Here is a 26499-nt window from a genome sequence, read left to right on the forward strand (position 1 = left end):
CCCGTTGGGGGCGTGACAGTTCAGCCCATCAATAAAACGACCGCTCGGCCTTCAGGGTCAACAGGCCATCGCATTGCGAATTGTGTCCAGAGTAGGCCGAACAGTCGCTGCCGCTGAGGCTGGAGTCGCTGTAGATCAGGTCCAGGTCCATGCCCATCCACGGTCGGGAGAATTTCACCGACCAATCGCTGAAGCCACGGATCGAGCCGCCCTCCACCGAGGCCGGGGCGCCTAACTGATGAGTGGTGTACTTCATGCTCACGCCAATGCCAAACGGTTGGGTGCCGCCCAGGTCGGCAAACAGGGTGCTGTCGCGGCGGTCGGGGTCGTTGCCCAGTGACACGCCAAACCGATTGCCCAGTAGGTTCAAGCCGCCGTAGAACGCCTGGCTGTCGAGGGGGCTCAGCTTGGGGTAGCTGTAGTGGATCATCCCCAGTTCATAGCCCAGGGTCTGGTCGAACGGGCGCTTGAACCCCATATAGGAGTCGACTTCCAGGTTGTTGGCAGGCGACAGGCCCATGCTCGGTGAAAACTGGCCGAAATACAGGCCGCTGGCGTGGGTGAGGTCGAGCCCGCCGTGGAATGCATTGCTGCCCGGGGCAGTGGGTTTGACCAGGCCCTGGGCCATGCTGCGGCTGGGCGTGGTGCCCAGCTTCAAGTCGAAATCGCCCAGTTCACGCTGGAAAACCTGCGCTTGGGCGAGGGGGCTGGCGAGCAGGGCACTGACCAGGAAAATGCAGGTTTTGAGCATGCATCACTCCATGAAAAGCGAGGAGCAGTAACCGAAGGAATCGGGCAAACGCCCGGTCTAGACGTGTGCAAGCATACCGGCGAAAGCCAGGAATTGAGGCCCGTTCGTCGATTGGCGTGGTTGAATGTGTGTCGGGGGGATGTTGCTGGCTCTAGTCCTAGCGCCTTGATAGGCAAGGCGCTTAGGGACCAGGTGGGGTGCGTAGGCGGCTTTGCGCGCTTACTTCTTACCCAGGGTGATCTGCTTGGACGGGCCGAAGGTCTGGCCGCTCACGCCCTTGGCGATCTGCTGGATTTCACCGCCGGACTTGAGGAACGCGGCGATTTGGTTGTTGATCGATTCGCTGGTTTCAACGGCGGGAGCTGGCTTTGCTTTGCTGTTGGATGCTTTTACGCGCATGGCGGCCACTAACCTGTAGAAAATTAACTTGGCCAGGCATCGTACATGAAATGCTTGACAATTGCTTGGTAAATATCTCCCAGGAATAAGCGGCGCGATTATAAACGCCCGAAGTTGGTCTTTGGTCGAGCCCCTAACTCGCTGTTTTAAATAGAAACCCATGGGTAAAAATAGCCCCTGGCCATCGCGGCACGGCAGGGGCTCGACCTGACGAGCGGAGCAATTGCCGACCACTGCCCGGCAAACCCGCGTTTTTTCAGGGTTGCGCGCCCGGACACGGGACCGCCGCCTTCAACTCGGGTAGAATGCCGCCCACGCAATGAGGGTATTGGAAATGGCTTTAGTCGGGCGCTACAACAGTTTGCAAGTGGTTAAACACACTAACTTTGGTTTGTATCTGGACGGTGAGCAAGAAGGCGAAATCCTTTTGCCCAATCGTTATATTCCCAAAGATATTCCCAGTGAAGATGAAGACTGGCTTAACGTTTTTATTTATCTGGACAGCGATGACAAACTTATCGCCACCACTGAAAAACCAAAAGTGCAGGTGGGCGAGTTTGCCAGCCTGAAAGTGGTTGAAGTCAACAGCATCGGGGTCTTCCTCGACTGGGGCCTGCCCAAGGACCTGCTGCTGCCTTACTCCGAGGAAAAGCGCCAACTGACCGCCGGTGAGTACTGTGTGGTGCACGTCTACCTCGACAAACACACCAAACGCATCACCGCCACGGCACGCCTGGACCGTTACCTGGACAAGACGCCAGCCAACTACACCGTGGGCCAGGAAGTCGACCTGCTGGTTGCCGAAGCCACCGACATGGGGTTCAAGGCAATCATCAATAACAAGCACTGGGGCCTGATCCACAAGAACGAAGTGTTCAAGTTCCTGCGTCCGGGCAAGGAAGAGAAGGGGTTCATCAAGGAAATCCGCGCCGACGGCAATATCAGCCTGAGCCTGCAACCGGTCGGCGAGCAAGCGGCGTCCAGCCTGAACTCGAAGATCCTCGCCAAGTTGCGGGAAAACAACGGCAGCTTGCCGGTCAGCGACAAGAGCGACCCGAGCGTGATCAGCAACTTGTTTGGCGTGAGCAAGGGTAACTTCAAGAAGGCTATTGGTGCGCTGTACAAGCAGGGTCAGATCGTGATTCATGCCGACCGCATTGAACTGAGCTGATTGCCCCTTGCCGTAAGCCCGCTACTATCGGACTGCATGTCGATTGTTGCCCATGCCCCCTGGCTGATGTGGCGCAAAGGCAGGCTTGGGGCTAATCTCAATGCATGGATTGAGCGGCAGCAAGCGGGCAAGGCGCGGCCTGTACAAGAGGCCCGGGCGCTTGCCTGACCGCCCCGTCAGGATTTGTATCAATTCAGTAATGGTTCGTTGCGGTTTCAGGCAAGCATTACGTGGGACTTAGTACTACTATCTGTAGGAAGCAGCCACAGAATTCCAGCTGCTCGGCACTACCCTCAAAGGGGGCACCATGAAAGAGAAACTGCAAAACTGGCTGCACGACCTCGGCGTCGCACTCGGCTTGATCGAGCCACCACTGCAACCGGTGCCTATCCGCACCGATGACGAACAGCGCCGCCCGCGTCGCAGGTAAGCCTGGAAAAGCGCTCAGGCATTGGTGTTTGGGCGCGATTGCTCGTCATACTGTCCCGGGAACACGGTAGGTGGGCGCGCTTGTATGTGATGGCTGCGCACCAGTCGAAGACCCGGTTTCTAAATTAAGTTGCGCTCGCTTTGTCTGACCCTGGAAGTATTCTGGTCGGACGTTTCCTTTTGTCTGCTCCCCCGACCTTTTTCGTATTTGGACGCTTTATATTCCTGCTCTCTTCAAGGAAGGAAGACAGGGCTATGTCGTTTGTTAACAGTGATGGAATGCTGGTTTCCGACAAAGTGGTACTGCGTCGGTTTTACGCGATTGAACATGGGGATTTGCAGACGGTACATGCTTTAGTTGTCCACCAGACGGATGCACCTACGGCGCAACATACGTTCAACGGCTACCTCGCCAAAGGCAGCGGTGCGCACTTTCTGATTGATAAAAATGGCTTTATTTACCAAACGGCCAGCTTGAAGAAACGCTGCTACCACGTTGGAAAGCTCATTCGCTCGAAGTGTCTGGCAATTGATAAGAAATCATGTGACAGCGCTCAGATGGCCCGCATTCAAGCGTTATCGTGGACTGCGCAGATCAAGGCGTTGGACGCACATGAGCGAGCAAAAAGCTACCCTGAACGCTATCCTGTGAACTCCGACTCTATTGGCATCGAATTGGTGGGCAAACACTTGGATACCTCTCGGTATGAGACCGTTACCCTCGTGCAAAACCAATCCCTTCAATGGCTCGTCAACGAGTTATATGTTCATTTCAACCTGTCCTCGGGTGATGTCTACAGGCACCCGCAGATATCCTATAAAAACCCGGGTGAAGCCAGTAGTGCGGTGTGGGAATGATAACCATCAAAGCGTGGCCGATAGGTGCATTACTGGTTCTTGCGGGATGTACGGATCTGCACGCCCCCAACCTTGAAAATATTGTTATCTCAAGCTTCCAATCCCAGGAGCCCGAGAGTTGCCGGTCTTCTGACGTGCCCCTCGACCCAAGCCATGTGCAGGCGTTTTTCCAACGGGCGTCGAAGATTGATAGCCGCACCCTGCATGACCGTTACGAGTGGGCGCCTTGTTATCTGGAGGGCAACCTGAAGTACAACGGGCATATATGTACATGGCAGGTGAGGGCGGGAGCCACTGGGGTCATCCGGTGTTCGGCGGCAGAGCAGTACTTTGCTTGTGACGAGTGCGGTGACCTGTTTGAAAGCCCTGGGAGTTAAACAAAAAACGGATGCGACGCCCCCCGTCGCACCCGCTCAAGCAAGCTTGACTCAAGCCACGTCGGCCGCCGTGGCCTCTGGCCGCCGCGACAGCACACTCACCAGCACAAAACTCACCACACTCACGCCCAGGCTGTAGTAGATCGGGGTGTTGGCCTCCAAACCATCCTTGATCATAAACACCAGGGACGTGACAAACCCCAATGCCATGGCGCTGATCGCGCCCGAGGTGGTGGCGCGTTTCCAGTAGATCGCCCCGATCAATGGGATCAGCATGCCGCCGACCAGCAGGTTGTAGGCCAGGGTCAAGGCGCTGATCACATCGGTGACCACCAGGGCGATACCCAGTACAGCGATGCCGGTCAGCAGGGTGAACAGGCGGTTGATGTTCAGGCTCGACTGCTTGCCGCCGCGCAGGCGTGGCAGCAGGTCTTCGGTCAGCACGGTAGAGGCGGCGAGCAGGCCGGCGCTGGCGGTGGACATCATGGCCGCCAGCGCCGCCGCGATCACCAGGCCACGCAAGCCGTCGGGCAACGACAGTTTGACGATGGCGGCGAAGGCGTTGTTGACGTTGTCCAGGTCCGGGATCAGCACATGAGCGGCCATACCGATCAGGGCACAGGCCAGGCCGTAGAGGATGCAGTAGAACCCGGCGAAGGTCCCCGCATACTGGGCGACCTTTGCGTCACGGGCGGTAAACACCCGTTGCCAGATGTCCTGGCCGATCAGGATGCCGAAAAAGTAGATCATGAAGTAGGTGATGATGGTGTCCCAGCCGATGCTGGTAAAGCTGAAACTGGCTGCCGGCAGCTTGGCCACCAGTTCATCCCAGCCACCCACGCGGTACAGGCAGATCGGCAGCAGGATAAACATCAGGCCGACGGTCTTGATCACGAACTGCACGATATCGGTCAAGGTCAGCGACCACATGCCACCGATGGTCGAATACACCAGCACCACGCCACCGCCCAGCAGGATGGCGGCCCAGAACGGCAGGTCGAACATCACTTGCAGTACGGTGCCGATCCCCAGGATCGAGGTCACCGCCAGCATCAGCGCATAGGCCAGCATGATCAGCCCGCTGGCCTGGCGGGCCGTGGGGTTGTAGCGTTGCTCCAGGACCTGGGTCACGGTGAAAATTTTCAGCTTGAGCAAGGGTTTGGCGAGAAACAGGTTCAGCGCAATGATCCCCGTGCCCAGCGCTGCGCAGAGCCAGAAACCGGAAATGCCATGTACATAACCCAGGCGCACGCTGCCCACCGTGGACGCGCCGCCCAGTACCGTCGCGGCCATGGTGCCCATGTACAGGGTCGGCCCCAGGTTGCGCCCGGCGACCAGATAGTCTTCATGGGTCTTGGCGCGGCGCATGCCGAAATAGCCGAGCACGAGCATGCCGGCGGCGTAGATAAATACGATGAATAGATCCAGGGCCATGGTGGCGCTCTCCAGTTATTGTTTTTATTGACTGATCAGGTGGCGCACTACATCAACGGTGCGTGACGCCAGGCAGCACGCAGAGCATTTCGTACAGCAGGTTGGCACCCAGCAACGAGGTATTGCCGGTGGTGTCGTAGGGCGGCGAAACTTCCACCAGGTCACAACCAATCAGCTCCAGGCCCTGGCAGCCACGGATGATCTCGATCGCCTGGATGGTGGTCAGCCCGCCGATTTCCGGGGTGCCGGTGCCGGGCGCCCAGGCTGGGTCGATGCCGTCGATGTCGAAACTCAGGTACACCGGGCCGCCGCCAACCTTTTCCCGCACTTCGGCCATCAACGGCGCGAGGGAGTGGTGCCAGCACTCTTCGGCCTGGACCACGCGGAACCCCTGTTTGCGGCTCCAGTTGAAGTCTTCGGCGGTATAGCCCTGGGCGCGCAGGCCGATTTGCACCACGCGGTCGCAATCGAGCAGGCCCTCTTCGACGGCCCGGCGGAAGGTGGTGCCGTGGGCGATTTTCTCGCCGAACATATGGTCGTTGACGTCGGCATGGGCATCGATATGCACCAGCCCGACCTTACCGTGCTTCTTGTGGATCGCCCGCAGGATCGGCAGGGTGATGGTGTGGTCGCCGCCCAGGGTCAGCGGGATCACATCGTGCTTGAGGATTTCATCGTAGGATTCTTCGATGATGCGCACGGCGTCCAGCAGGTTGAAGGTGTTGATCGCCACATCGCCGATATCGGCCACCGACAGCGAGTCGAACGGCGCGGCGCCGGTGGCCATGTTGTAGGGGCGGATCATCACCGACTCGGCACGGATTTCACGCGGCCCGAAGCGGGTGCCGGCGCGCAGCGAGGTGCCGATATCCAGGGGCACGCCGACAAAGGCCGCATCCAGGCCGGCGGCGGTTTGCAGGTGGGGCAGGCGCATCATCGTGGCGATGCCGGCAAAGCGCGGCATTTCGTTGCCGCCCAGTGGTTGGTGAAAAATCTTGTCCACGGCAGTGCCTCATCGTTGTTGTGGTTATCAGAGGCCGATTCTGCGAAATGCCAGGCAAGGGAAGAATCGCTGTGGGGAAATACTTAGTTCAGATTTTTCTGAACTAATGCCTGGGGTAGACTCCACACGACCTGTCAGCTGATTTTTTGCCTGGAGCGCCCATGGCTAATGCCTTGCCCGACCTGAAACTGCTGCGCATCTTCGCAAGCGTGGTGCGCCACCAAGGGTTTGCCAGTGCCCAGCACGAGCTCAACCTGTCGACCTCGGCCATCAGCACTTATATGAGCCAATTGGAAGGCGCGTTGGGCCTGGTGCTGTGCCATCGCGGGCGTGGCGGCTTCAGCCTGACCAGCAAGGGTGAGTTGTTTCACCAGGAAACCTTGCGCCTGCTGGGCGAACTGGAGGGCTTCGAGCAATACGCGGCGGCGCTCAAGGGCGAACTGCGTGGCACGCTCAAACTGGGCGTGCTTGATTCGACTGTCAGCGACAAGGCCCTGCCATTCGCCGAAGTCATCGGCGCCTATAGCCTTGAGCACCCGGCGGTGCATTTGCACTTGTCGGTGATGAGCCCCTACGAACTGCAACTGGGGGTGCAGGACAATCGCCTGGACCTGGCCATCGGTGCCTTCTCCAACCGCATGAGCGGCTTGCTCTACATGCCGCTGTACCGCGAACAGCACTGGCTCTATTGCAGCTCGCGCCACCCGCTGTTCAGCGAGCGGCGCATCCCGGAACCGGTGATTACCCAGCAACGCATGGTCGGGCGCGGTTACTGGAGCCAGGCGGAACTGGCGCGCCACGGCTTCAAACACAGCGCCGCCACCGTGGAAAGCATGGAGGCGCAGTTGATCCTGGTGCTGTCCGGCGCCTACATCGGCTACTTGCCCGAACACTACGCCCAGGCCTGGGTCGACAAAGGTGACTTGCGGGTGCTATTGCCGGCGACCTTTGGCTACCAGGCGCCGTTTTCGCTGATCATGCGCCGTGGGCGCAGCCGCGAGCCGTTGATCCAGACCTTCCGCGATTTACTCAAAGCACAGCTCAATCAGGCCTGAATATGTCCAGACCCCAATGCCCCCGCTGCCTGCGGCCAACCACCCACTGCCTGTGTGCCCTGATCCCGCGCCTGGACAGCCGCACCCGGGTGTTGCTGTTGCAGCATCCCAGCGAGGTCAACCATGCACTCAATACCGCGCGCCTGGCTGCGCTGGGCCTGATGAATGCGCAACTGGTGGTAGGTGAAGTCTTCGAGGACTTGCCCACCTTGCTCAACCCGCCGGGGTATCAGGCGCGGCTGCTGTTTCCCGCCGAAGATGCGCAACCGCTGCAGGCCTACAGCCCATCGGACGAACCCTTGTTGTTGGTAGTGCCCGACGGCACCTGGCGCAAGGCGCGCAAGCTGCTGCACCTCAACCCGCTGCTGGCGGCGTTGCCCCGGGTGACGCTGGCGGCGGGCGCGGTGTCTCGCTACCGGCTGCGCAAGGCGCCGGGGCCGGGGGCTTTATCGACAGTAGAGGCGATTGTGCAGGCGTTGCAGGTGCTGGAGGCGCCGCAGTCATTCGAGCCGTTGTTGCGGCCGTTCGAGGCGTTGATCGAGGGGCAGATTGCGGCGATGGGGGAGGCGGTTTTTCAGCGTAATCATGGGGGTGATTAGCCGGTTCACCGAGGTCCAGCTCCCCCATTGACCGCGCCGCTCAAGACATGTGCGGTCGATGTGGGAGCCGGCTTGCCGGCGATGGCGCCCGCCCAAACACTGCTAACGCTCACGCATCGCCTCCGTCCGTGCCTTCAATACCGGTTTGAGCAAGTAATCCAACACGCTTTTCTCCCCGGTAATAATATCCACCGTCGCCACCATCCCCGGGATGATCAGCAGCGGTTTTTTCTCCCCGCCCAGATGGTTCTTATCGGTGCGCACCTGGATCAGGTAGAAGCTGTTGCCCTTGTCGTCAGTAATCGTATCGGCGCCGATCAGCTCCAGTTTCGCCGCCAGCCCGCCGTAGATCGTGTAGTCATAGGCACTGAACTTGACCATCGCCTTTTGCCCCGGATGCAAGAACGCCACGTCCTGGGGGCGCACCTTGGCTTCGATCAGCAGGTTGTCTTCCAGCGGAACGATTTCCACCATGTCGCTGCCCGGCTGGACCACGCCGCCGATGGTGTTGACCTTCAATTGCTTGATCACCCCGTGCACCGGCGAGACCACGGTGGTGCGGCTGACGCGGTCGTCGATGGCGATGCTCGAGGCGGTGATTTTTGACAGGTCGGTGCGTTTTTCGTTGAGTTCCTTGGCCGCTTCCGAGCGGAAGCTTTGCACCGACTCGTCGATTTTGCTCTTGATCTCATTGATCGCCGATTCCGCCCGGGGGATCGCCAGGGTGGTGGCGTTCAGCGAGCCACGGATCTCCACGGCGCTGCGTTTGAGGCGCAGGATTTCCACCGGCGACACCGCGCCGGTGCCCACCAGCGGCGCCGACATGTTCATCTCTTGTTGCAGCAGCGCCAGGCTGGAGCTGAATTGGCCCTGCTTGGAACGGAACTCCGCCAGCTCCTGGGTTTTCTGCCGCAATTGTTCACTCAAGGTCCGTTGCTCGCTGCTCAAGCGCCGCTGGCGTTGTTCAAACAGCGAGCGTTCGTCCTCGGCCACTTGCGGGGCCTTGGCGATCACTTCATCGGACAGTTTGAACGGCCGCCCCTCGGCCTCGGCCGACAGGCGTTCGACCTGGGCGGTGAGGGCATACCGGTCGACTTCGCTTTCGCCCTTGTTCGAGCGGAACCGTGTGTCGTCCAGTTGCAGCAGTTTGTCGCCCTTGTCCACCATCTGCCCTTCGCGCACGTAGATCTGGGTGACGATGCCGCCTTCCAGGTTCTGGATCACTTGCACCTTGCTCGACGGGATGGCCTTGCCTTCGCCCATGGTCACTTCATCGAGCACGGCAAAGTTGGCCCACAGCAGGGCGCAGATGATCAGGCCGGCGGTCAGCCACACGATAATCCGTGAACGGCGCGGCGAGTCCTGCAGCGCAGCGCCCGCCAGTTCGGGCATGAATTCGCTGTCGGCGGTTTTGCCAAAACTCTTGAAATAGCCCGGTGACGCGGGAGTGCCTGACATGGTGGGGCTCCTAGACGGCGGCCGAGCCGACACGGCCCTTGCGCAGAGCATCGATCACACTTTCTTTGGGACCGTCGGCCACGATGCGGCCGTTGTCCAGCACGATCAGGCGGTCGACCAGGCTGAGCATCGAGGTGCGGTGCGTGACCAGCAGTAATGTCTTGCCCCTGACCCATAGCTCCAGGCGCTGGCGCAGGGTTTCTTCGCTGCTGTTGTCCATGGCGCTGGTGGGTTCGTCCAGCAGCAGGATCGTCGGGTCGAGCAGCAGCGCGCGGGCCAGCAACACCGCCTGGCGCTGGCCGCCGGACAGCAACTGCCCGCGCTCGCCCACCGGCCGGTCGAAGCCTTGGGGGTGCTGGCGGGCCAGTTCGCTGACGCCAGTCAGTTCGGCCACTTCGAGCATCCGCGCATCGCTGATATAGCGCGCGCCCAGGGTCAGGTTATCGCGCAGGCTGCCGGCCAACAGCGGCAGATCATGGGCCACATAACCCACTTGCTGGCGCAGGTCGGCCACATCCAATTGGCGCAGGTCGAGGCCATCGAGCAGCAGCTGGCCTTCTTCTGGCGCGTAAAAGCCCATCACCAGCCGGCCCAGGGTGCTTTTGCCCGAGCCGCTGCGGCCGATAATCCCCACGCGCTCGCCGGCCTTGAGCTGGAAACTGACCTGGCTCAGGGCTGGGGCGTTTTGCCCGGCGTAGCGGAAGGTGACCTGGCTGACTTCCAGGGCGCCGCTCAGTTGTGTGCGTTCCAGTGGGCGCTGCTGCGGGTCGCGCTCCTGGGGCAGGGCCATCAGCGCATCGGTGCTGCGCATGGTCAATTGCGCCTGCTGGTAGCGGGTGATCAACCCGGCGATCTGCCCCAGCGGCGCCAACACCCGGCTGCCGAGCATGTAGGTGGCCACCAGCGCGCCGACACTGAGGCTGCCGGCGATGATGCTGTACACCCCGGCGACAATCGTGGCCATCCCGGAAAACTGCTGGATGAACAGCGTGCCATTGGTGGCCAGCGCCGAGAGGTTGCGCGCATGGCTGTCGAGGCGGGTGAGGGCGCCATGGGTGCTTTCCCACTGGTGCTGGCGCTCGCTTTCGGCGCTGCAGGCCTTGAGGGTTTCCAGGCCGCTGAGGGTTTCGATCAATAGCGCCTGGCGTTCGGCGCCCAGGCTCAGGCTTTTTTGCACGGTGTCGCGCAGGCGCGCCTGGATCAGCATCGCAAAGCCGATGGTCAGCGGGAACGCACACAAAGGGATGATCACCAGCCAGCCGCCGAGCAGGCCGATCACCACCAGCATCAGCACGGCGAAGGGCAGGTCGATCAGGCTGGTGAGGGTCACGGCGGTGAGGAATTCGCGCAGGCCCTGGAAGTCATGGATGCTCTGGGCAAAACCGCCGATGGTCGCGGGGCGCGCCTTCATCGACATACCGGTGATGCGCTCGAACAGGGTCGCTGACAGGATCACGTCGGTCTTCTTGCCGGCGGTGTCCAGCAGATGGGCGCGCACCACCCGCAGCACCAGCTCGAAGCCCGTGCCGATCAGCAGGCCGATCACCAGTACCCACAAGGTCGAGGTGGCCTGGTTCGGCACCACGCGGTCGTAGGTCTGCATGACGAACAGCGGCACCATCAGGCCCAGCAGGTTGATCAGCAAACTGGCGAGAATCGCGTCGCTGTATAGCCAGCGCGACAGTTTCAGGGTATCGCGAAACCACGCCTCGACCCGCGGCACCAGCGGCGCACGCAGGTCTTCGATCTCGTGGCGGGGCCGGGCGAATAGGGCCTGGCCGCTGTAGGCCGCTTCGAGCTCCTCGCGGCTGACCCACTGTTCGCCGCCTTCGGCTTCGCTGGGCAGGATCAGCGCCTGGCCATCCTCGCCCCAGCGCCGCAGCACCGCGCAGCGGCCGGCGTTGAGCAGCAGCAGTACCGGCAGGTTCAGCGCCGAGATGGCCTTTAAGTCTCGGCGCAACACCCGCGCCTGCAAGCTGGCCCGGGCCGCCGCCCGTGGCAGTAAGTCCAGGCCCAGGCGTTGCTCTGCCAAGGGCAGGCCGGCGCTCAGGCTGGAACGGCTGACGGTACGGCCGTGCAGCTTGCACAGGATCAGCAGGCCGTCGAGCAATGGGTCATCAAAGCTCTGGCGCGGGTCGACACCCGGGTTCAGCGGTTCCATCTGGCTCACGGCGATCGGCTCCAGGTCGTGGCTACTTCAGGTCAGGCAGGTGGGCTTCGCTTTTGACTTCCGACTGGGCAATGGCTTCGGCCGGCACCACCACGCGCTCCTTGTTCAGCAGCTCGCCCATGTTGGCCAGCACGCGGTACATGGAGAACTCTTCGGTGTAGCGCACTTCGGTGTAGCGGCGGTTGGCGTTGTACAGCTCGTTTTCACTGTCCAAAAGGTCCAGCAGGGTGCGTTGGCCCAGGCCGAACTGGTCCTGGTAGGCCGCACGTACGCGTTGGGTGGTCTCGGCGTATTCGCGGGCGGTGGGGGTCTGGATGCGCGCGTTGTCCATGGCGTGCCAGGCCAGGTTGAGGTTCTCGTTGAGCATGCGCAGGGCGTTGTTGCGGATGTCCATGGCCTGGTTGATCTTGTGCGAGTCCGACGCCAGGCGGGCCTTGTCGCTGCCGCCACGGAACAGGTTGTAGTTCATTACCACACCCACCCGCCATTCGTTGTCGTGGCCCAGGTCGCCCTGCACATTGTTATTGGCACCCACCGCCGCCTCGGCATCGAAGCGTGGATAGAACGGCGACTTGGCCACTTCGTATTGGCTCTCGGCGGCCATCACATCGGACTGGGCCGACTTCAGATAGGGGTTGTTCTCCAGCATGCTGCGCCGGGCCCCGAGTTGGTCGCTGGGCAGCTCGCCCTTGATCGAGGCCGGGCTTTCCAGTTCGTCCGGCATGCGCCCGACCACGCTGTAGAAGTTCGATTCGGCGTCTTGCAGGTCGACCATGGCGGTCTGGTAGTTGTTATCTGCCAGGGCCCGACGGGCGGTGGACTGGTCGCGGTCGGCGGTGCTGCCGATGCCGCGCTCGGTGCGCAGGCCGATCTGGTCGGTGACGCGCAGGTGCGCCTGCAGGTTGTTCTTGGCCAGGGTCAGCAGGTCGCGGCGCTTGAGCACTTCCAGGTACACCTCGACGGTGCGCAGGGCCAGGCTTTCGGCGGTGCCACGGGTGTAGTAGGCACGGGAGTTGACCACCGCCCCGGTGCGCTGCACTTCGTTGGAGGTGTTGAAACCGTCGAACAGCATCTGGCGCAGGCGCAGTTCCGACTGGGTGTAGTTGTCGGTCTCGGTGTGGTGGTTGCCGCCCCGGGCGCGGGTGCTGCTGTTGTCGCTGTAGCCGCGGCCGTAGGCGGCATTGAGATCGAGGCTGGGGTAGAAGCCGCCCTTGGCGACTTTCACCTCTTCATCGGCCGAAAGCCGGCTGTTACGGCTGGCATTGAGTTCCGGGTGAGTGTCCAGCGTGCTTTGGATCGCTTGGGTCAACGACATCGCTTGGGTATTGGCGCATGCCATGGCGATCAGAATCGCGCTGCAGAGGGGGGTCAAGACGCGCATGGGTACTTCTCCCTGTAGTCAGTGTTACTGGTCTGTCGCCATTTATTTGACGAATTTATGGGGTCAAACCGTCTCAGGCTTGTAACAACAGAGCTAAGAACATTTGCGAGAGGAGCTAAGAAGGATTTCTCATAATATTTATGTCCAAAAAAACTTATGCGTTCGGCGCGAAGCAATACATTGTTCAAAGCGTAAGCCTTGAGTTATGTGCGCTTTGGCGCGTTTTGCGGCTCGGGGAAAGTTCAATCGCAAGTGCAGGCGGAGGAAGGGGGAGCGGAAAAAAGGGGAATTTACAGGTGACGGTTTTTTGTCGCTTGCCCCCTTGGGAGGCTCTCTGCAACCGGGTCGAGGCGTGGATGGGTAACTGATTTGAATCGGTTTTGTGCCACGTTCAATGACCGGCCGGGCATCTGATCCACTGCACTTGTGCACGTAACCGAGGTGCCGACTACTGGGGTCGGACAGGGAGATAAGCACATGGCCAAGTTAGTTGGTGTTGTCAGCAAGGTGGTTGGGGAAGTCTTTGCCGTGGCCGGGGATGGCAGCCGCCGTAGCCTGATCGAAGGCGACCGACTGTTTGCCGGCGAGCAACTGCAGACCGGCGCAGCCGGTGCGGTGGCGGTGCAATTGACCAACGGCCAGGAGCTGACCTTGGGGCGCGACAGCAGCCTGGGTCTTTCCCCGCAACTGCTGGCCGGCCAGGCGCCGCAGATTCATGCCTCGGAAGATCTCGCAGCGAGCCAGGCGCAGTTGACCGATGTGCAGCAACTGCAAAAAGCCATTGCCGCAGGGGCCGACCCGACCCAGACCGCCGAAGCCACGGCCGCCGGCCAGGCCGGCAGCACGGCGGCGGGTGAATTGGGCGGTGGGCACTCCTTTGTGCTGCTGACTGAAGTCGCCGGGCGGGTGGAGCCGGTCATCGGCTTTCCCACGGCAGGGTTTGGCGCGATTCCTGAGTTTCCGTTGTTCCAGGTCGCCGGCCAGCCCGATACCGGCAACGACCAGCCCGTGGTGGTGCCCCCCGACAACCCGGTGAGCCTGGGCGGGCTGGAGGTCGAAGGCGGCGAACTGACGCTCAACGAGGCCCATCTTGCCCAAGGTTCGGCCAGCAACCCGGTGGCACTGCTGCAAAGCGGCACCTTCAACGTCTCGGCGCCCGATGGCCTGCAAAGCCTGACGGTGGGCGGCATCAACGTGGTCAGCGGCGGGGTGGCCAGCAGCTTCCCGCAAAGCATTACCACCGGGTTGGGCAATACCTTGAGTATTACCGGGTATAACGCGGCCACCGGGGTGATCAGCTACAGCTACACATTGACGGGCAATGAGGCCCATCCATCGGGTGCCGGCACCAACAGCCTCGGCGAAAACTTTGCGGTGGTTGCCACCGATAGCGACAACGATACCGCCACGGGTTCGCTGGATATCACGGTTATCGACGATGTCCCCAAGGCGGTGGATGACAGCCATGAAGGCAGCGCATCGGAAAACCTGCTGACCCTTGTCGGCAACGTCCTGGACAACGACACCCAGGGCGCCGACCGCGTCGCCAGTGGCCCGATCACCGGTGGTACGTTCACCGGCCAATACGGCACCCTGGTGCTGGCGGCCGATGGCAGCTACACCTACACGCTGAATTCCGCCGACCCTGACTTTGTCGCGCTGCACGGCGGCGGCAATGGCAGCGAAACCTTCACCTACACCCTGACCGACGCCGATGGCGACAGCAGCACCGCCAACCTGGTGCTGCACATGCACAACAACGACGACCCGGTGGTGATCGGTGGCATCAGCGTGAATGGTGCCGACCTGACCCTCTATGAAAAAAACCTGGTGGACGGCAGCAGCCCCGACGCTGGCGCACTGACTCGCACCGGCAGCCTGAGCGTGTCGGCCGTGGACGGTTTGCAGAACCTGTCCGTGGGCGGTATCAGCGTGATGTCCGGCGGTGTTGTCGTCGGCTTCCCGCAATCGATCGCCACCGGCCTGGGCAATACCCTGACCATCACCGGCTTTGACCCGGCCACCGGGGTGGTCAGCTACAGCTACACTCTGACCGGCACCGAGGCGCATCCCGCGGCGGGCGGGGTAAATGCGCTGACCGAAAGCTTCAATGTGATCGCCAGCGATACCAACAACAGCACGGCTACTGGCACGCTGCATATCAGCGTGGTGGACGATGTTCCGGCAGCCGCCGATGACAGCAATGGGCAAGTGGCGTCTGAAAGCTTGCTGACCCTGAGCGGCACGGTGTTGGCCAATGATGTGCAAGGTGCGGATCGGGTGGTATCCGGGTCGGTCACGCCGAACACCCTCGTCGGCACCTACGGCACCCTGCAACTGTTCGCCGATGGTAGCTACATCTACACCCTGGACAAGACCGACCCACAATTTGTCGCCCTGAATGGCGGTGGCAGCGGCACTGAAACCTTCACCTATCAACTGAACGACAGCGACGGCGATACCAGCACCGCCAACCTTGTCTTGCAGGTGCATAACAACGATGACCCGGTGGTGTTGACGGGCCTTGAAGTGAATGGTGGCGAGGTCACGGTCTACGAGAAAAACCTGCCGCTGGGCAGTGCTATCGACGGGCCTGCGTTGACCCAATCCGGCACCTTCACCGTGACGGCCTTGGACGGCTTGAAAAACCTGACTGTGGGCGGTATCAGCGTCGTCAGCAACGGCGTCGCCGTCACTTTTCCGCAGTCGGAACCCACTGGCTTGGGCAACACCCTGACCATCACCGGCTACAACGCCAGCACCGGCGTAATCAGCTACAGCTATACCCTCAATGGCACCGACAGCCATCCATCGGGCGCGGGCACCAATAGCATCGGCGAGTCGTTCACGGTGGTCGCCACCGACAACGACAACAGCACCGCCAGCGGTTCTTTGGACGTGAATGTGGTCGACGATGTGCCGACCGCAGTCGATGACAGCAATGGACAAGTGGCGTCTGAAAGCTTGCTGACCCTGAGTGGCACGGTGTTGGCCAATGATGTGCAAGGCGCGGATCGGGTGGTATCCGGGCCGGTCACGCCGAACACCCTCGTCGGCACCTACGGCACCCTGCAACTGTTCGCCGATGGCAGCTACATCTACACCCTGGACAAGACTGATCCGCAGTTCATGGCCCTGAATGGTGGTGGCAGCGGGACTGAAACCTTCACCTATCAACTGAACGACAGCGACGGCGATACCAGCACTGCCAACCTCGTCTTGCAGGTGCACAACAACGACGATCAGGTGGTGTTGACGGGCCTTGAAGTGAATGGCGGTGAGGTCACGGTCTACGAGAAAAACCTGCCGCTGGGCAGCGCTATCGACGGGCCTGCATTAACTCAATCCGGCACCTTTACTGTGACCGCCTTGGACGGCCTGAAAAACCTGACTGTGGGCGGTATCAGCGTCGTCAGCAACGGCGTCGCCGCCACTTTTCCGCAGTCGGAACCCACTGGCTTGGGCAACACCCTGACCATCACCGGCTACAACGCCAGCACCGGCGTAATCAGCTACAGCTATACCCTCAATGGCACTGACAGCCATCCATCGGGCGCGGGCACCAATAGCATCGGCGAGTCGTTCACGGTGGTCGCTACCGACAACGACAACAGCAGCGCCAATGGCTCGCTGGACGTGAATGTGGTCGACGATGTACCGACCGCAGTCGATGACAGCAATGGACAAGTGGCGTCTGAAAGCTTGCTGACCCTGAGTGGCAGCGTGCTGGGCAATGATGTGCAAGGCGCCGACCGCATCGCCACAGGCCCGGTCACGCCGAACACCATCATCGGCACCTACGGCACCCTGCAACTGTTTGCCGATGGCAGCTACATCTACACCCTGGACAAGACTGATCCACAATTTATCGCCCTTCACGGCGGGGGTAACGGTACCGAGACCTTCACCTATCAGTTGAACGACAGCGACGGCGATACCAGCACCGCCAAGCTGGTGCTACAGGTACACAACAACAACGACCCGGTAGTGCTGACCGGCCTGGATCTCGCCGGCGGCGAGTTGACCGTCTATGAAAAAAACCTGTTCGACGGCAGCAACCCGAATATCCCCGCACTGACCCAGACCGGCACCTTCACGGTCACCGCCCTGGACGGTTTGAAAAACCTCACGGTCGGCGGCTTGAACGTGGTGACCAACGGCGTGGTTGCCACCTTCCCGTTGTCGGAAGGCACCCTGCTGGGCAATAACTTTGTTGTTACCGGCTACGACCCCAACACCGGGGTGGTCAGTTACCGCTACACCTTGCTCGACAATGAAGCGCACCCCAATGCCAACGGCGACAACAGCCTGTCCGAGCACATTACGGTCACGGCCAGCGATTACGATACCCATACGGCCACGGGCACGATCGATATCAACATCATCGATGACCTGCCCACCGCCAACCCTGACGTGCGCTCGGTGGTAGAAGGCGGTGTGGTCAGCGCCAATGTGCTGGGCAATGACGTGGGCGGCGCCGATAGCCCCACGTTGGCCGGCGCGGTGGTCGGGGTGCGGGCGGGGAGCAATACCGGCACCCCGGCCAGTGGTGGCCTGGGCAGCAACATCAACGGGGCCTTCGGTTACCTGACCCTGGATGCGAACGGCAACGCCGTGTACCACAGCAACCCCAACTCGGTGACGCCACCAGGCGCGACGGATACATTCGTGTATACCGTGCGCGATGCCGATGGAGATATCAGCACCACGACCCTGACCATTACGCTGACCGACAGTGGCCTGAAAGCGCTGACCGATGGCGATGTCACGGTCTACGAAAAAGCCCTGGACCTTAACCTGGACGGCCAGGACCTGGCGCCTGGCACGGTGGTCGGCAGCGACCCGACGGCCACCACGGAAACCGCCAGCGGCAACCTCGCCGATTCGGTAACCGGCGGCAGTGGCCCGCTGAGTTTCAGCCTGGTGGGCAGTGCTACTGGCACCTACGGGCAGATCCTGCTCAACCCCAACGGCACCTACACCTACACCCTGACCTCGGCACCCAAGACCTTGCCCAATAGCAACGACGGGCCGAATGTGCTGACCGAGACCTTCACCTACAAGGTCACGGACCTGTTGGGCAATACCACCAACAGCAGCATCGTGGTGAGCATTGTCGATGACGTGCCCAACGTAGTGTCCAGCGCGCGTGAGGTCACGGCCACGGAGGTGGATTCCAACCTGCTGCTGATCATCGATATCTCCGGCAGCATGAACGACGCGTCAGGGGCCGGCGGTACGCGGCTCGACCTGGCCAAAGCCTCCATCACCGAGTTGCTCAACCGTTATGACGACATGGGCGATGTGAAGGTGCAGATCGTGACCTTCAATGACAGCTCCCAGCAATTGAGCAGCCAATGGGTCAGCGTCGCCACGGCCAAGACCCTGGTCAACGGCCTTACCGCGTTCAACGGCACCAACTACGATTCGGCCCTCGGCACCGCGCAGACCGCCTATGGCACCGCCGGCAAGCTGGAGGGCGCGCAGAACGTGGCGTATTTCTTCTCAGACGGTAACCCCACCACGTCCAACACCAATAACCCAAACAACCCCGGCAACGTGGTCAACCCGGAATACGGCGACGGGATCGACGTCACTGAAGAAGGTGTATGGCGGGCCTTCCTCGACGCCAACGGCATCAAGGCCTATGCCATTGGCCTGGGCGCGGGGGTCAACAGCATTTACCTGGACCCGGTGGCCTACGACGGCAGCACCCACACCAACACCAACGCGGTGGTGGTGGCCAACCTGGCGGGCCTGGACGCGGTGCTGGCCGGCACGGTACAGGGCGCGCCGGTCACCGGCAGCCTGCTGACGGACGGCACGTTTGGCGCCGATGGCGGCTTCGTCAAATCCCTTGCGGTGGATGGGATCGTCTACACCTACAACCCGGCGGCGGGGGGCTCGATGAGTGCCAACCTGCCGGGCGGCCACGGTACGTTCGATACGCTGAGCAACAGTGTCACCATCACCACCAACCAGGGCGGCACACTGGTGGTGGACATGGACAACGGCGAGTTCCGCTACACCCCGCCGACGCTGACGGGGTCGCTGATCACCGAAACCTTCGGCGTGACCGTCAGCGACAACGACGGCGATCTCGCCACCTCCAGCCTGGTGGTCAAGGTCAACCCGAACGTGGCACCGGTGGCCGGTGATGATCATGTGATCACCAATATCCTGGCGGGCAATATTGTGGTGCCTGCCGAGTTGTTGCTGGCCAATGACAGCGATGCCAACCATGACACCCTGACGCCTGTGCCCACCAGTTTTGCAACAGGCTGGATGGTCAAGGGGGGCAGCTTTACCGGGACGGGCAGCCGCACGTTCAACGGCCAACCGGATAATTTCGCCAACCAGAACCTGGCGGATGTGCGCACAGCCTTCATGGGCGCCACGGGCATGACCGCTACGCTGCTGGTCACCGGCTATCTGGGCATGGTCAGTGGCAGCAATGCTAACGATGAAGACCGCATCATCGTCACTCTGCATCAGGGGGAAACCCTGAACCTGAACCATAACCTGACGGACACGCGCATGGTCATGGCGTACGCCTTCAATGGTGGCAGCGAAACCCCGATCCTCGATAACGGCACCTTTACGGCAGGGGCGACGGGCGAGTACCAGATCCATCTCACCAACGTCCCCAACCCCACCGGGAATGCCAATGCCGTCGAAAACTACCAGTTGACCATGACCCTCAACTACGCCGGCGCCCAGGACTACACGCCGCAATACCACGGCAATTATTCGGTCAGCGACAACCACGGTGGCAGTGACAGCGCCGCCGTGGACATCCGCTACCAGGCCGGCAGCACCCTGACCGGCACCAATGGCGATGACATCCTCATGGCCGGGCCGGGCAGCAACCTCCTCAATGGCGGGGATGGCAACGATGTACTGAGCGCCGGCACCGGCAATAACCAGATGCACGGCGGCAATGGCAATGACCTGCTGTTCAGCGGGATCGGCAACGACCTGCTCGATGGCGGGGCGGGCATCGATACCCTCAGCTATGCCCATGCCACGGCAGGCGTGACCGTCAACCTTGGCCTGGGGGGCGCGCAAGTCACCGGCGGCGCCGGCACCGATACCTTGCAGGCCCTGGAAAACCTGATCGGCTCCAACTTCAATGACGTGCTCACCGGCGACGGCAATAACAACCTGATCTCCGGCGGGCTGGGCAATGACACCCTCAAGGGCGAGGGCGGCGATGACCTCCTGGTCGGAGGCCCGGGCACCAACACCCTGACTGGCGGCCCTGGCGCCGATACCTTCCAGTACCTGGCCGGCAATAGTGGGCACGACGTCATTACCGACTTTACGGTGGGCAGCGACAAGCTGGACCTCTCGCAGTTGCTGCTGGGGGAGAACGCGACATCGGCGTCCCTGGATGACTATCTGCACTTCAAGGTGCTGGGCGGTATGACCACTATCGACATCAGCGCCGTGGCCGGTGCCACGCCGACCCAGACCCTCGACCTGGCCGGGGTCAACCTGGCGACCCACTACGGTGTGACACCGGGCGTGGGTGGGTTGATTGCGGGTGGGGCGGATACGGCGACGATCATCAATGGGATGTTGAATGACCATTCGTTGAAGGTGGATACGGTTTGATGACAGCGGCAAGCTGCAAGCTGCAAGTTGTCAGCGTCAAGCTTGCCGCTTGCATCTTATAACTTGCAGCTATAAGCACCGCGAATTGCGTGATATGGCCCGCCAGCGTTTGCCGGTATGATAGGCGCCCCCGCAGCCTGGATTGCGAATACGCCATGACCTTGCAATACCCCACCATCGCCGATTGCGTCGGCAACACCCCCCTGGTCCGCTTGCAACGCATGGCGGGTAACACCAGCAATACCTTGCTGCTCAAGCTTGAGGGTAATAACCCGGCAGGCTCGGTCAAGGATCGCCCGGCGCTGTCGATGATCGCCCGCGCCGAGCTGCGTGGGCAGATCAAGCCGGGTGACACCTTGATCGAAGCCACTTCCGGCAATACCGGGATTGCCCTGGCCATGGCTGCCGCGATCAAGGGCTACAAAATGATCCTGATCATGCCCGACAGCGGCAGCGCCGAGCGCAAGGCGGCGATGACCGCCTATGGCGCCGAGCTGGTGCTGGTGACCCAGCAAGAGGGCATGGAAGGCGCGCGCGATCTGGCCGAGCGCATGGCCGCCGAAGGCCGTGGCCAGGTCCTGGACCAGTTCGCCAACGCGGACAACCCCGAGTCGCACTACACCAGCACTGGCCCGGAGATCTGGCGCCAGACCCAGGGCACCATCACCCATTTCGTCAGCTCCATGGGCACCACCGGCACCATCATGGGCAACTCGCGCTACCTCAAGGAGCAGAACCCGGCGATCCAGATCGTTGGCCTGCAACCGGTGGAAGGCGCGGCGATCCCGGGGATCCGTCGCTGGCCCGAAGAGTACCTGCCCAAGATCTATAACGCCGCCCGCGTCGATCGCATCATTGACATGGCCCAGCGTGAAGCCGAAGACACCACCCGCCGCCTGGCCCGTGAAGAAGGCATCTTCTGTGGCGTGTCCTCCGGTGGTGCCGTGGCCGGCATGTTGCGCCTGTCTGCAGAACTGGAAAACGCGGTGATCGTCGCGATCATCTGTGACCGAGGCGACCGCTACCTGTCGACCGGCATTTTCGACGCGCCCAACTGATGGCCAAGCAAGAGCGAGGCCTGCGTTTCCAGCCTACGGGCGGCAGCCGGGCGCCCCAAGTTCCGGTCGGCAAGAAGCAACGCCTGACCATCGAGCGCCTGGCCAACGATGGCCGGGGGATCGTGTTTTTTGAAGGTCGCACCTGGTTTGTGGTGGGCGCCCTGGCCGGCGAAGAGGTCGAGGCGCGGGTGCTGGGGGCCCATGGCAAAGTGGTCGAGGCCCGCACCGAACGGGTATTCCAGGCCAGCGAACTGCGCCGCCTGGCGCCGTGCGCCCATGCCGGCCGTTGTGGCGGTTGCAGCCTGCAACACCTGCCCCATGCCGAACAGCTTGCCCTGAAACAGCGCATGCTCGCCGAGCAATTGTCCCGTGTTGCCGGGGTCGAGCCCCAGGAATGGGCGGCGCCTTTGAGCGGCCCCGAGTTCGGCTACCGCCGCCGGGCGCGGGTCGCCGTGCGCTGGGATGCCAAGGCCAAGCGCCTGGACGTGGGCTTTCGCGCCGTGGCCAGCCAGGACATCGTGGCCATCGACGATTGCCCGGTGCTGGTACAGGCCTTGCAGCCGATCATGCAGCGCCTGCCCAACATGCTGCGGCGCCTGAGCAAGCCTCAGGCCCTGGGGCATGTCGAGTTGTTCAGTGGCTCGTCGATTGCCGTGTTGCTGCGGCATATGGCGCCGCTGTCGGACGCCGACCTGGTGGTGCTGCAAGAATTCTGCGCATTCCATGACGCCCAGCTGTGGCTGCATGGCGAAGGCGAGCCGCAGCCGTTCGCGGCCGGGCAGGCCTTGGGCTATCGTCTTGAGCAGTGGGACCTGGAACTGGCTTACCGGCCAGGGGATTTTGTGCAGGTCAATGCCGGGGTCAACGAGGCGATGGTGGCCCAGGCCCTGGACTGGCTGGCACCGCGCGCCGACGAACGGGTGCTGGACCTGTTCTGCGGCCTGGGCAACTTTGCCTTGCCCCTGGCGGGCCAGGTGCGTGAAGTGGTGGCGGTAGAAGGCGTGCAGGCTATGGTGGACCGCGCCGCTCTCAATGCTGACAGCAATAATTTGCATAATGTGCAGTTTTTTCAGGCCGATTTGTCCCAGCCTTTGAGTGATGCGCCATGGGCCAAAGCAGGCTTTTGTGCGGTACTCTTGGACCCACCCCGCGACGGTGCCCTGGAGGTTGTGCGCAAGCTGGCCACTCTGGGGGCTGATCGCCTGGTGTATGTGTCCTGCAACCCTGCCACGCTGGCGCGGGACACTGTCGAGTTGGTCAAGCAAGGCTACCGGCTAAAACGTGCCGGGATCCTCGATATGTTTCCGCAAACCGCGCATGTCGAGGCGATGGCGTTATTTGAAGCGAGCTAGGATGCTCGTTTAGTCCGACTGGCCTGCGTTCTCCAGGGCCTGTGACCTGCCAGGGAGTTCGCGTTACAAGGGTCAGCGATTTTGACGCGCTACAGGCGCGTCGTAGGGAAGGTAAGCAAGATGGTACAGGTGAGAGCACACCAGCCGATCAACACCGACGGCAGTATCAATCTCGAGGCATGGCTGGATCATGCCGTCAGTGTCGATCCGGCACTGGACCGTGAAGCCTTGAAAACCGCCTGCGAGTTCGCTCGCGAGGCAGAACAGCAAGACAATGCGGCCAAGAACCTGTGGGCCGAAGGCACCTCCAGTTTTCGCACCGGGCTTGAAATCGCCGAGATCCTCGCCGACCTCAAGCTGGATCAGGACTCGCTGATCGCCGCGGTGCTCTATCGCGGCGTGCGCGAAGGGCATATTGCGTTGCCGCTGGTCAGCCAGCGGTTCGGCGCGGTGGTGGCCAAGCTGATCGACGGCGTGCTGCGCATGGCGGCCATCAGCGCCAGCCTCAGCCCGCGCCAGTCGATGGTGCTGGGCACCCAGGGCCAGGTGGAAAACCTGCGCAAGATGCTGGTGGCGATGGTCGACGACGTGCGTGTGGCGTTGATCAAGCTGGCCGAACGCACCTGTGCGATCCGTGCGGTGAAAACCGCCGATGACGAAAAGCGCAACCGCGTCGCCCGCGAGGTCTTCGATATCTACGCGCCCCTGGCCCATCGCCTGGGGATCGGCCATATCAAGTGGGAGCTGGAGGACCTGTCCTTCCGCTACCTGGAACCCGATCAATACAAACAGATCGCCACCCTGCTGCATGAGCGGCGGCTGGACCGTGAGCGCTTTATCAGCGATGTGATGGGCCAGTTGCGCTCGGAGTTGCAGGCCACCGGTGTCGAGGCCGATATCAGCGGTCGGGCCAAGCACATCTATTCGATCTGGCGCAAAATGCAGCGCAAGGGCCTGGCCTTTAGCCAGATCTACGACGTGCGCGCCGTGCGTGTGCTGGTGCCGGAAATGCGCGATTGCTACACCGCGCTGGGCATCGTCCACACCCTGTGGCGGCATATTCCCAAGGAGTTCGACGACTACATCGCCAACCCCAAGGAAAACGGCTACCGCTCGCTGCACACCGCGGTGATCGGCCCCGAGGGCAAGGTGCTGGAAGTGCAGATCCGCACCCACGCCATGCACGAGGAAGCCGAGCTGGGCGTTTGCGCGCACTGGCGCTACAAGGGCACCGACGTCAAGGCCGGTTCCAACCAGTACGAAGAGAAAATCTCCTGGCTGCGCCAGGTATTGGAGTGGCACGAAGAACTGGGCGATATCGGCGGCCTGGCCGAACAGTTGCGGGTGGATATCGAGCCCGACCGGGTCTATATCTTCACCCCCGACGGCCACGCCATCGACTTGCCCAAGGGCGCGACGCCGCTGGACTTCGCCTACCGCGTGCACACCGAGATCGGCCACAACTGCCGTGGCGCCAAGATCAACGGGCGCATCGTGCCGCTCAACTACAGCCTGCAGACCGGTGAACAGGTCGAGATCATCACCAGCAAGCACGGCACGCCGAGCCGCGATTGGCTGAACCCGAACCTGGGCTATATCACCACGTCGCGGGCGCGGGCGAAGATTGTCCACTGGTTCAAGCTGCAGGCGCGGGACCAGAACGTCGCCGCCGGCAAGACCTTGCTCGAACGCGAACTGGGGCGCCTGGGCCTGCCCCAGGTGGACTTCGACAAGTTGGCCGAAAAAGCCAATATGAAGATTGCCGAAGACATGTTCGCCGCCCTCGGTGCCGGCGACCTGCGCCTGGCGCAACTGGTCAACCTGGCCCAGCAGTTGGTGGAGCCGGAGCGCGGCAGCGAGCAACTGGAGCTGATCCCGCGCAAGGCCACCGGCTACAAGCCGGGCAAGCGCGGCGATATCCAGATCCAGGGCGTGGGCAACCTGATGACCCAGATGGCCGGCTGCTGCCAGCCGTTGCCGGGCGACGCCATTGTCGGCTACATCACCCAGGGCCGTGGGGTGAGCATTCACCGCCAGGATTGTGCCTCGGTGTTGCAACTGGGCGGGCGCGAGCCGGAGCGGATCATCCAGGTCAGTTGGGGCCCGGTGCCGGTGCTCACCTACCCGGTGGACATCATCATCCGCGCCTACGACCGCTCGGGGTTGCTGCGGGATGTCTCGCAGGTGCTGCTCAACGAGCGGATCAACGTCCTGGCGGTCAACACCCGCTCGAACAAGGAGGACAACACGGCGCTGATGTCCCTGACCATCGAGATCCCGGGGCTGGACGCATTGGGGCGGTTGCTGGGGCGTATCTCCCAGTTGCCGAACATCATCGAGACCCGGCGTAACCGCACGCCATGAAGCGTTGGATGAGCGCAGTCTGAAATGTGGGGCTTGTGTGGGAGCTGGCTTGCCTGCGATTGCATCGACTCGGTCTACCCGGCATACCGAGGCGCCTGCATCGCGGGCAAGCCCGGCTCCCACATTGATTTGTAGCGTGACCCTTTCAGCGAACAGAGATTGACCGATGTATTCACTTGAAGACCTGCTACACCTGATGAACCGCCTGCGTGACCCGCAGTACGGTTGCCCGTGGGACATCAAGCAAACCTACGCCAGTATCGTGCCCCACACCCTGGAAGAAGCCTACGAAGTCGCCGACGCCATCGAGCGCGGGGATTTCGACCATCTGCAAGGCGAGTTGGGCGACCTGTTGTTCCAAGTGGTGTATTACAGCCAACTGGCCCGGGAAGAGGGGCGCTTCGAGTTCGCCGGGGTGGTCGACAGCATCACCCGCAAGCTGATTCGCCGCCATCCCCATGTGTTTCCCACTGGCGACCTGTATGCGCCGCTGGATATCCCGCAACTGAGCGAAGAACAGGTCAAGGAACGCTGGGAAGCCATCAAGGCAGAGGAGCGCGCAGAAAAATCCGACGCCCCACAGCAACTGTCCCTGCTCGATGATGTACCCAACGCCTTGCCGTCCCTGTCCCGCGCCGCCAAGTTGCAAAAACGCGCGAGCCAGGTCGGTTTCGACTGGCCAGCGGCGTTGCCGGTGGTGGATAACGTGCGTGAAGAGCTCGATGAGGTGCTCGAAGCCATGGCCGATAACGATTCGGTGGCCATCGCTGAAGAGGTCGGTGACCTGCTGTTTGCAGCGGTCAACCTGGCCCGGCACCTCAAGGTGGACCCGGAAACCGCCCTGCGCGGTGCCAATGCCAAATTCGAAAGGCGATTCCGATTTATCGAACAGGCATTGCGCGACACCCACCGTCCCATGGAAGATTGCACCCTCGAAGAGTTGGACGCCCTGTGGGGCGAAGCCAAACGCCAGGAAAAGAATGTGTCCAACTGCGGTTGAGCAGTTGCCTAAGTGAGTAAGCA

Annotated in this window: 17 protein-coding genes and 1 pseudogene; 11 read left to right on the top strand and 7 right to left on the bottom strand. The window is 61.8% G+C overall.

Annotated elements, in window-relative coordinates:
* Nucleotides 1-28: 28 nt before the first annotated feature.
* Both AO268_RS05100 and AO268_RS05105 read right to left on the bottom strand, forming a co-directional pair.
* A complete protein-coding gene (locus AO268_RS05100) occupies nucleotides 29-751 on the bottom strand; it encodes a TorF family putative porin (protein ID WP_076962991.1) in 723 nt (240 codons plus the stop codon).
* A gap of 219 nt (nucleotides 752-970) precedes the next feature.
* Complete coding sequence (locus AO268_RS05105) at nucleotides 971-1150, bottom strand: hypothetical protein (protein ID WP_007946007.1); 180 nt, start codon at nucleotides 1148-1150, stop codon at nucleotides 971-973.
* A 334-nt stretch (nucleotides 1151-1484) separates the two neighbouring features.
* Here AO268_RS05105 and AO268_RS05110 point away from each other — a divergent pair, with 334 nt between their 5' ends.
* The 4 genes and pseudogenes from AO268_RS05110 to AO268_RS05120 all read left to right on the top strand — a co-directional run bounded on the left by AO268_RS05110 (nucleotide 1485) and on the right by AO268_RS05120 (nucleotide 3608).
* Nucleotides 1485-2321, top strand: coding sequence for a CvfB family protein (locus AO268_RS05110; protein ID WP_076962992.1), 837 nt, complete (start codon nucleotides 1485-1487; stop codon nucleotides 2319-2321).
* Between the two features lie 60 nt (nucleotides 2322-2381).
* Nucleotides 2382-2489: pseudogene (locus tag AO268_RS33510) on the top strand (LysR family transcriptional regulator); the annotation flags it as partial.
* 139 nt (nucleotides 2490-2628) lie between these two features.
* A complete protein-coding gene (locus tag AO268_RS33055; protein ID WP_003210728.1) occupies nucleotides 2629-2751 on the top strand; it encodes a PA1414 family protein in 123 nt (40 codons plus the stop codon).
* 254 nt (nucleotides 2752-3005) lie between these two features.
* Nucleotides 3006-3608, top strand: a complete 603-nt coding sequence (locus tag AO268_RS05120; protein ID WP_099168055.1) for a peptidoglycan recognition protein family protein — start codon at nucleotides 3006-3008, stop codon at nucleotides 3606-3608.
* Between the two features lie 428 nt (nucleotides 3609-4036).
* On the opposite strand, the gene AO268_RS05130 is transcribed toward AO268_RS05120, so the two are convergent.
* Complete coding sequence (locus AO268_RS05130; protein WP_099168057.1) at nucleotides 4037-5419, bottom strand: sodium:solute symporter; 1383 nt, start codon at nucleotides 5417-5419, stop codon at nucleotides 4037-4039.
* Between the two features lie 52 nt (nucleotides 5420-5471).
* On the bottom strand, nucleotides 5472-6422 hold the full coding sequence (speB, locus tag AO268_RS05135) for an agmatinase (RefSeq protein WP_076962996.1): 951 nt from the start codon (nucleotides 6420-6422) through the stop codon (nucleotides 5472-5474).
* Between the two features lie 161 nt (nucleotides 6423-6583).
* Between speB and AO268_RS05140 the strand changes: the two genes are divergently transcribed.
* Nucleotides 6584-7477, top strand: a complete 894-nt coding sequence (locus AO268_RS05140; protein ID WP_076962997.1) for a LysR family transcriptional regulator — start codon at nucleotides 6584-6586, stop codon at nucleotides 7475-7477.
* Between the two features lie 2 nt (nucleotides 7478-7479).
* Entirely contained in the window at nucleotides 7480-8076 is a 597-nt protein-coding gene (locus tag AO268_RS05145; RefSeq protein WP_099168058.1) for a tRNA-uridine aminocarboxypropyltransferase, read from the top strand.
* 102 nt (nucleotides 8077-8178) lie between these two features.
* Here the strand turns inward: AO268_RS05145 and AO268_RS05150 are convergent, their stop codons facing one another.
* Genes AO268_RS05150 through AO268_RS05160 form a run of 3 tightly spaced genes read right to left on the bottom strand, consistent with a single transcriptional unit; the run spans nucleotide 8179 to nucleotide 13085 of the window.
* Entirely contained in the window at nucleotides 8179-9534 is a 1356-nt protein-coding gene (locus AO268_RS05150; protein ID WP_099168059.1) for an HlyD family type I secretion periplasmic adaptor subunit, read from the bottom strand.
* Between the two features lie 10 nt (nucleotides 9535-9544).
* Nucleotides 9545-11704 (bottom strand): type I secretion system permease/ATPase, encoded by a 2160-nt coding sequence (locus tag AO268_RS05155; RefSeq protein WP_099168060.1) that lies wholly within the window; start codon nucleotides 11702-11704, stop codon nucleotides 9545-9547.
* 22 nt (nucleotides 11705-11726) lie between these two features.
* Nucleotides 11727-13085, bottom strand: coding sequence for a TolC family outer membrane protein (locus tag AO268_RS05160; protein ID WP_099168061.1), 1359 nt, complete (start codon nucleotides 13083-13085; stop codon nucleotides 11727-11729).
* A 477-nt stretch (nucleotides 13086-13562) separates the two neighbouring features.
* On the opposite strand from AO268_RS05160, the gene AO268_RS05165 reads away from it, so the two are divergent.
* The 5 genes from AO268_RS05165 (at nucleotide 13563) to mazG (ending at nucleotide 26476) form a co-directional block, all read left to right on the top strand.
* Nucleotides 13563-20702: a retention module-containing protein gene (locus tag AO268_RS05165; RefSeq protein ID WP_099168062.1), complete on the top strand. Its 7140-nt coding sequence runs from the start codon at nucleotides 13563-13565 to the stop codon at nucleotides 20700-20702.
* Nucleotides 20703-20857: 155 nt separating this feature from the next.
* Complete coding sequence (cysM, locus tag AO268_RS05170) at nucleotides 20858-21760, top strand: cysteine synthase CysM (protein ID WP_099168063.1); 903 nt, start codon at nucleotides 20858-20860, stop codon at nucleotides 21758-21760.
* Nucleotides 21760-23112: a 23S rRNA (uracil(1939)-C(5))-methyltransferase RlmD gene (gene rlmD / locus AO268_RS05175; RefSeq protein ID WP_099168064.1), complete on the top strand. Its 1353-nt coding sequence runs from the start codon at nucleotides 21760-21762 to the stop codon at nucleotides 23110-23112. The genes cysM and rlmD overlap by 1 nt, the downstream gene beginning before the upstream one ends.
* 120 nt (nucleotides 23113-23232) lie before the next feature.
* Nucleotides 23233-25476, top strand: a complete 2244-nt coding sequence (relA, locus tag AO268_RS05180; protein WP_099168065.1) for a GTP diphosphokinase — start codon at nucleotides 23233-23235, stop codon at nucleotides 25474-25476.
* 166 nt (nucleotides 25477-25642) lie between these two features.
* The gene (mazG, locus tag AO268_RS05185; RefSeq protein WP_076963005.1) at nucleotides 25643-26476 is read left to right on the top strand and encodes a nucleoside triphosphate pyrophosphohydrolase; all 834 of its coding nucleotides are present in this window, start codon (nucleotides 25643-25645) and stop codon (nucleotides 26474-26476) included.
* The last annotated feature ends 23 nt before the right edge of the window (nucleotides 26477-26499 follow it).

It is taken from the genome of Pseudomonas sp. ICMP 8385 (assembly GCF_002699915.1).
GTDB classification, from domain to species: Bacteria; Pseudomonadota; Gammaproteobacteria; order Pseudomonadales; family Pseudomonadaceae; genus Aquipseudomonas; species Aquipseudomonas gessardii.

What these genes read in the sequence shown, in the direction of transcription:
- mazG (WP_076963005.1), top strand. Translation starts at nt 25,643, where the DNA reads ATGTATTCACTTGAAGACCTGCTACACCTGATGAACCGCCTGCGTGAC.
- AO268_RS05165 (WP_099168062.1), top strand. Translation starts at nt 13,563, where the DNA reads ATGGCCAAGTTAGTTGGTGTTGTCAGCAAGGTGGTTGGGGAAGTCTTT.
- AO268_RS05110 (WP_076962992.1), top strand. Translation starts at nt 1,485, where the DNA reads ATGGCTTTAGTCGGGCGCTACAACAGTTTGCAAGTGGTTAAACACACT.
- cysM (WP_099168063.1), top strand. Translation starts at nt 20,858, where the DNA reads ATGACCTTGCAATACCCCACCATCGCCGATTGCGTCGGCAACACCCCC.
- AO268_RS05105 (WP_007946007.1), bottom strand. Translation starts at nt 1,150, where the DNA reads ATGCGCGTAAAAGCATCCAACAGCAAAGCAAAGCCAGCTCCCGCCGTT.
- AO268_RS05145 (WP_099168058.1), top strand. Translation starts at nt 7,480, where the DNA reads ATGTCCAGACCCCAATGCCCCCGCTGCCTGCGGCCAACCACCCACTGC.
- AO268_RS05160 (WP_099168061.1), bottom strand. Translation starts at nt 13,085, where the DNA reads ATGCGCGTCTTGACCCCCCTCTGCAGCGCGATTCTGATCGCCATGGCA.
- AO268_RS05150 (WP_099168059.1), bottom strand. Translation starts at nt 9,534, where the DNA reads ATGTCAGGCACTCCCGCGTCACCGGGCTATTTCAAGAGTTTTGGCAAA.
- AO268_RS05100 (WP_076962991.1), bottom strand. Translation starts at nt 751, where the DNA reads ATGCTCAAAACCTGCATTTTCCTGGTCAGTGCCCTGCTCGCCAGCCCC.
- AO268_RS05140 (WP_076962997.1), top strand. Translation starts at nt 6,584, where the DNA reads ATGGCTAATGCCTTGCCCGACCTGAAACTGCTGCGCATCTTCGCAAGC.
- AO268_RS05130 (WP_099168057.1), bottom strand. Translation starts at nt 5,419, where the DNA reads ATGGCCCTGGATCTATTCATCGTATTTATCTACGCCGCCGGCATGCTC.
- rlmD (WP_099168064.1), top strand. Translation starts at nt 21,760, where the DNA reads ATGGCCAAGCAAGAGCGAGGCCTGCGTTTCCAGCCTACGGGCGGCAGC.
- AO268_RS33055 (WP_003210728.1), top strand. Translation starts at nt 2,629, where the DNA reads ATGAAAGAGAAACTGCAAAACTGGCTGCACGACCTCGGCGTCGCACTC.
- AO268_RS05120 (WP_099168055.1), top strand. Translation starts at nt 3,006, where the DNA reads ATGTCGTTTGTTAACAGTGATGGAATGCTGGTTTCCGACAAAGTGGTA.
- relA (WP_099168065.1), top strand. Translation starts at nt 23,233, where the DNA reads ATGGTACAGGTGAGAGCACACCAGCCGATCAACACCGACGGCAGTATC.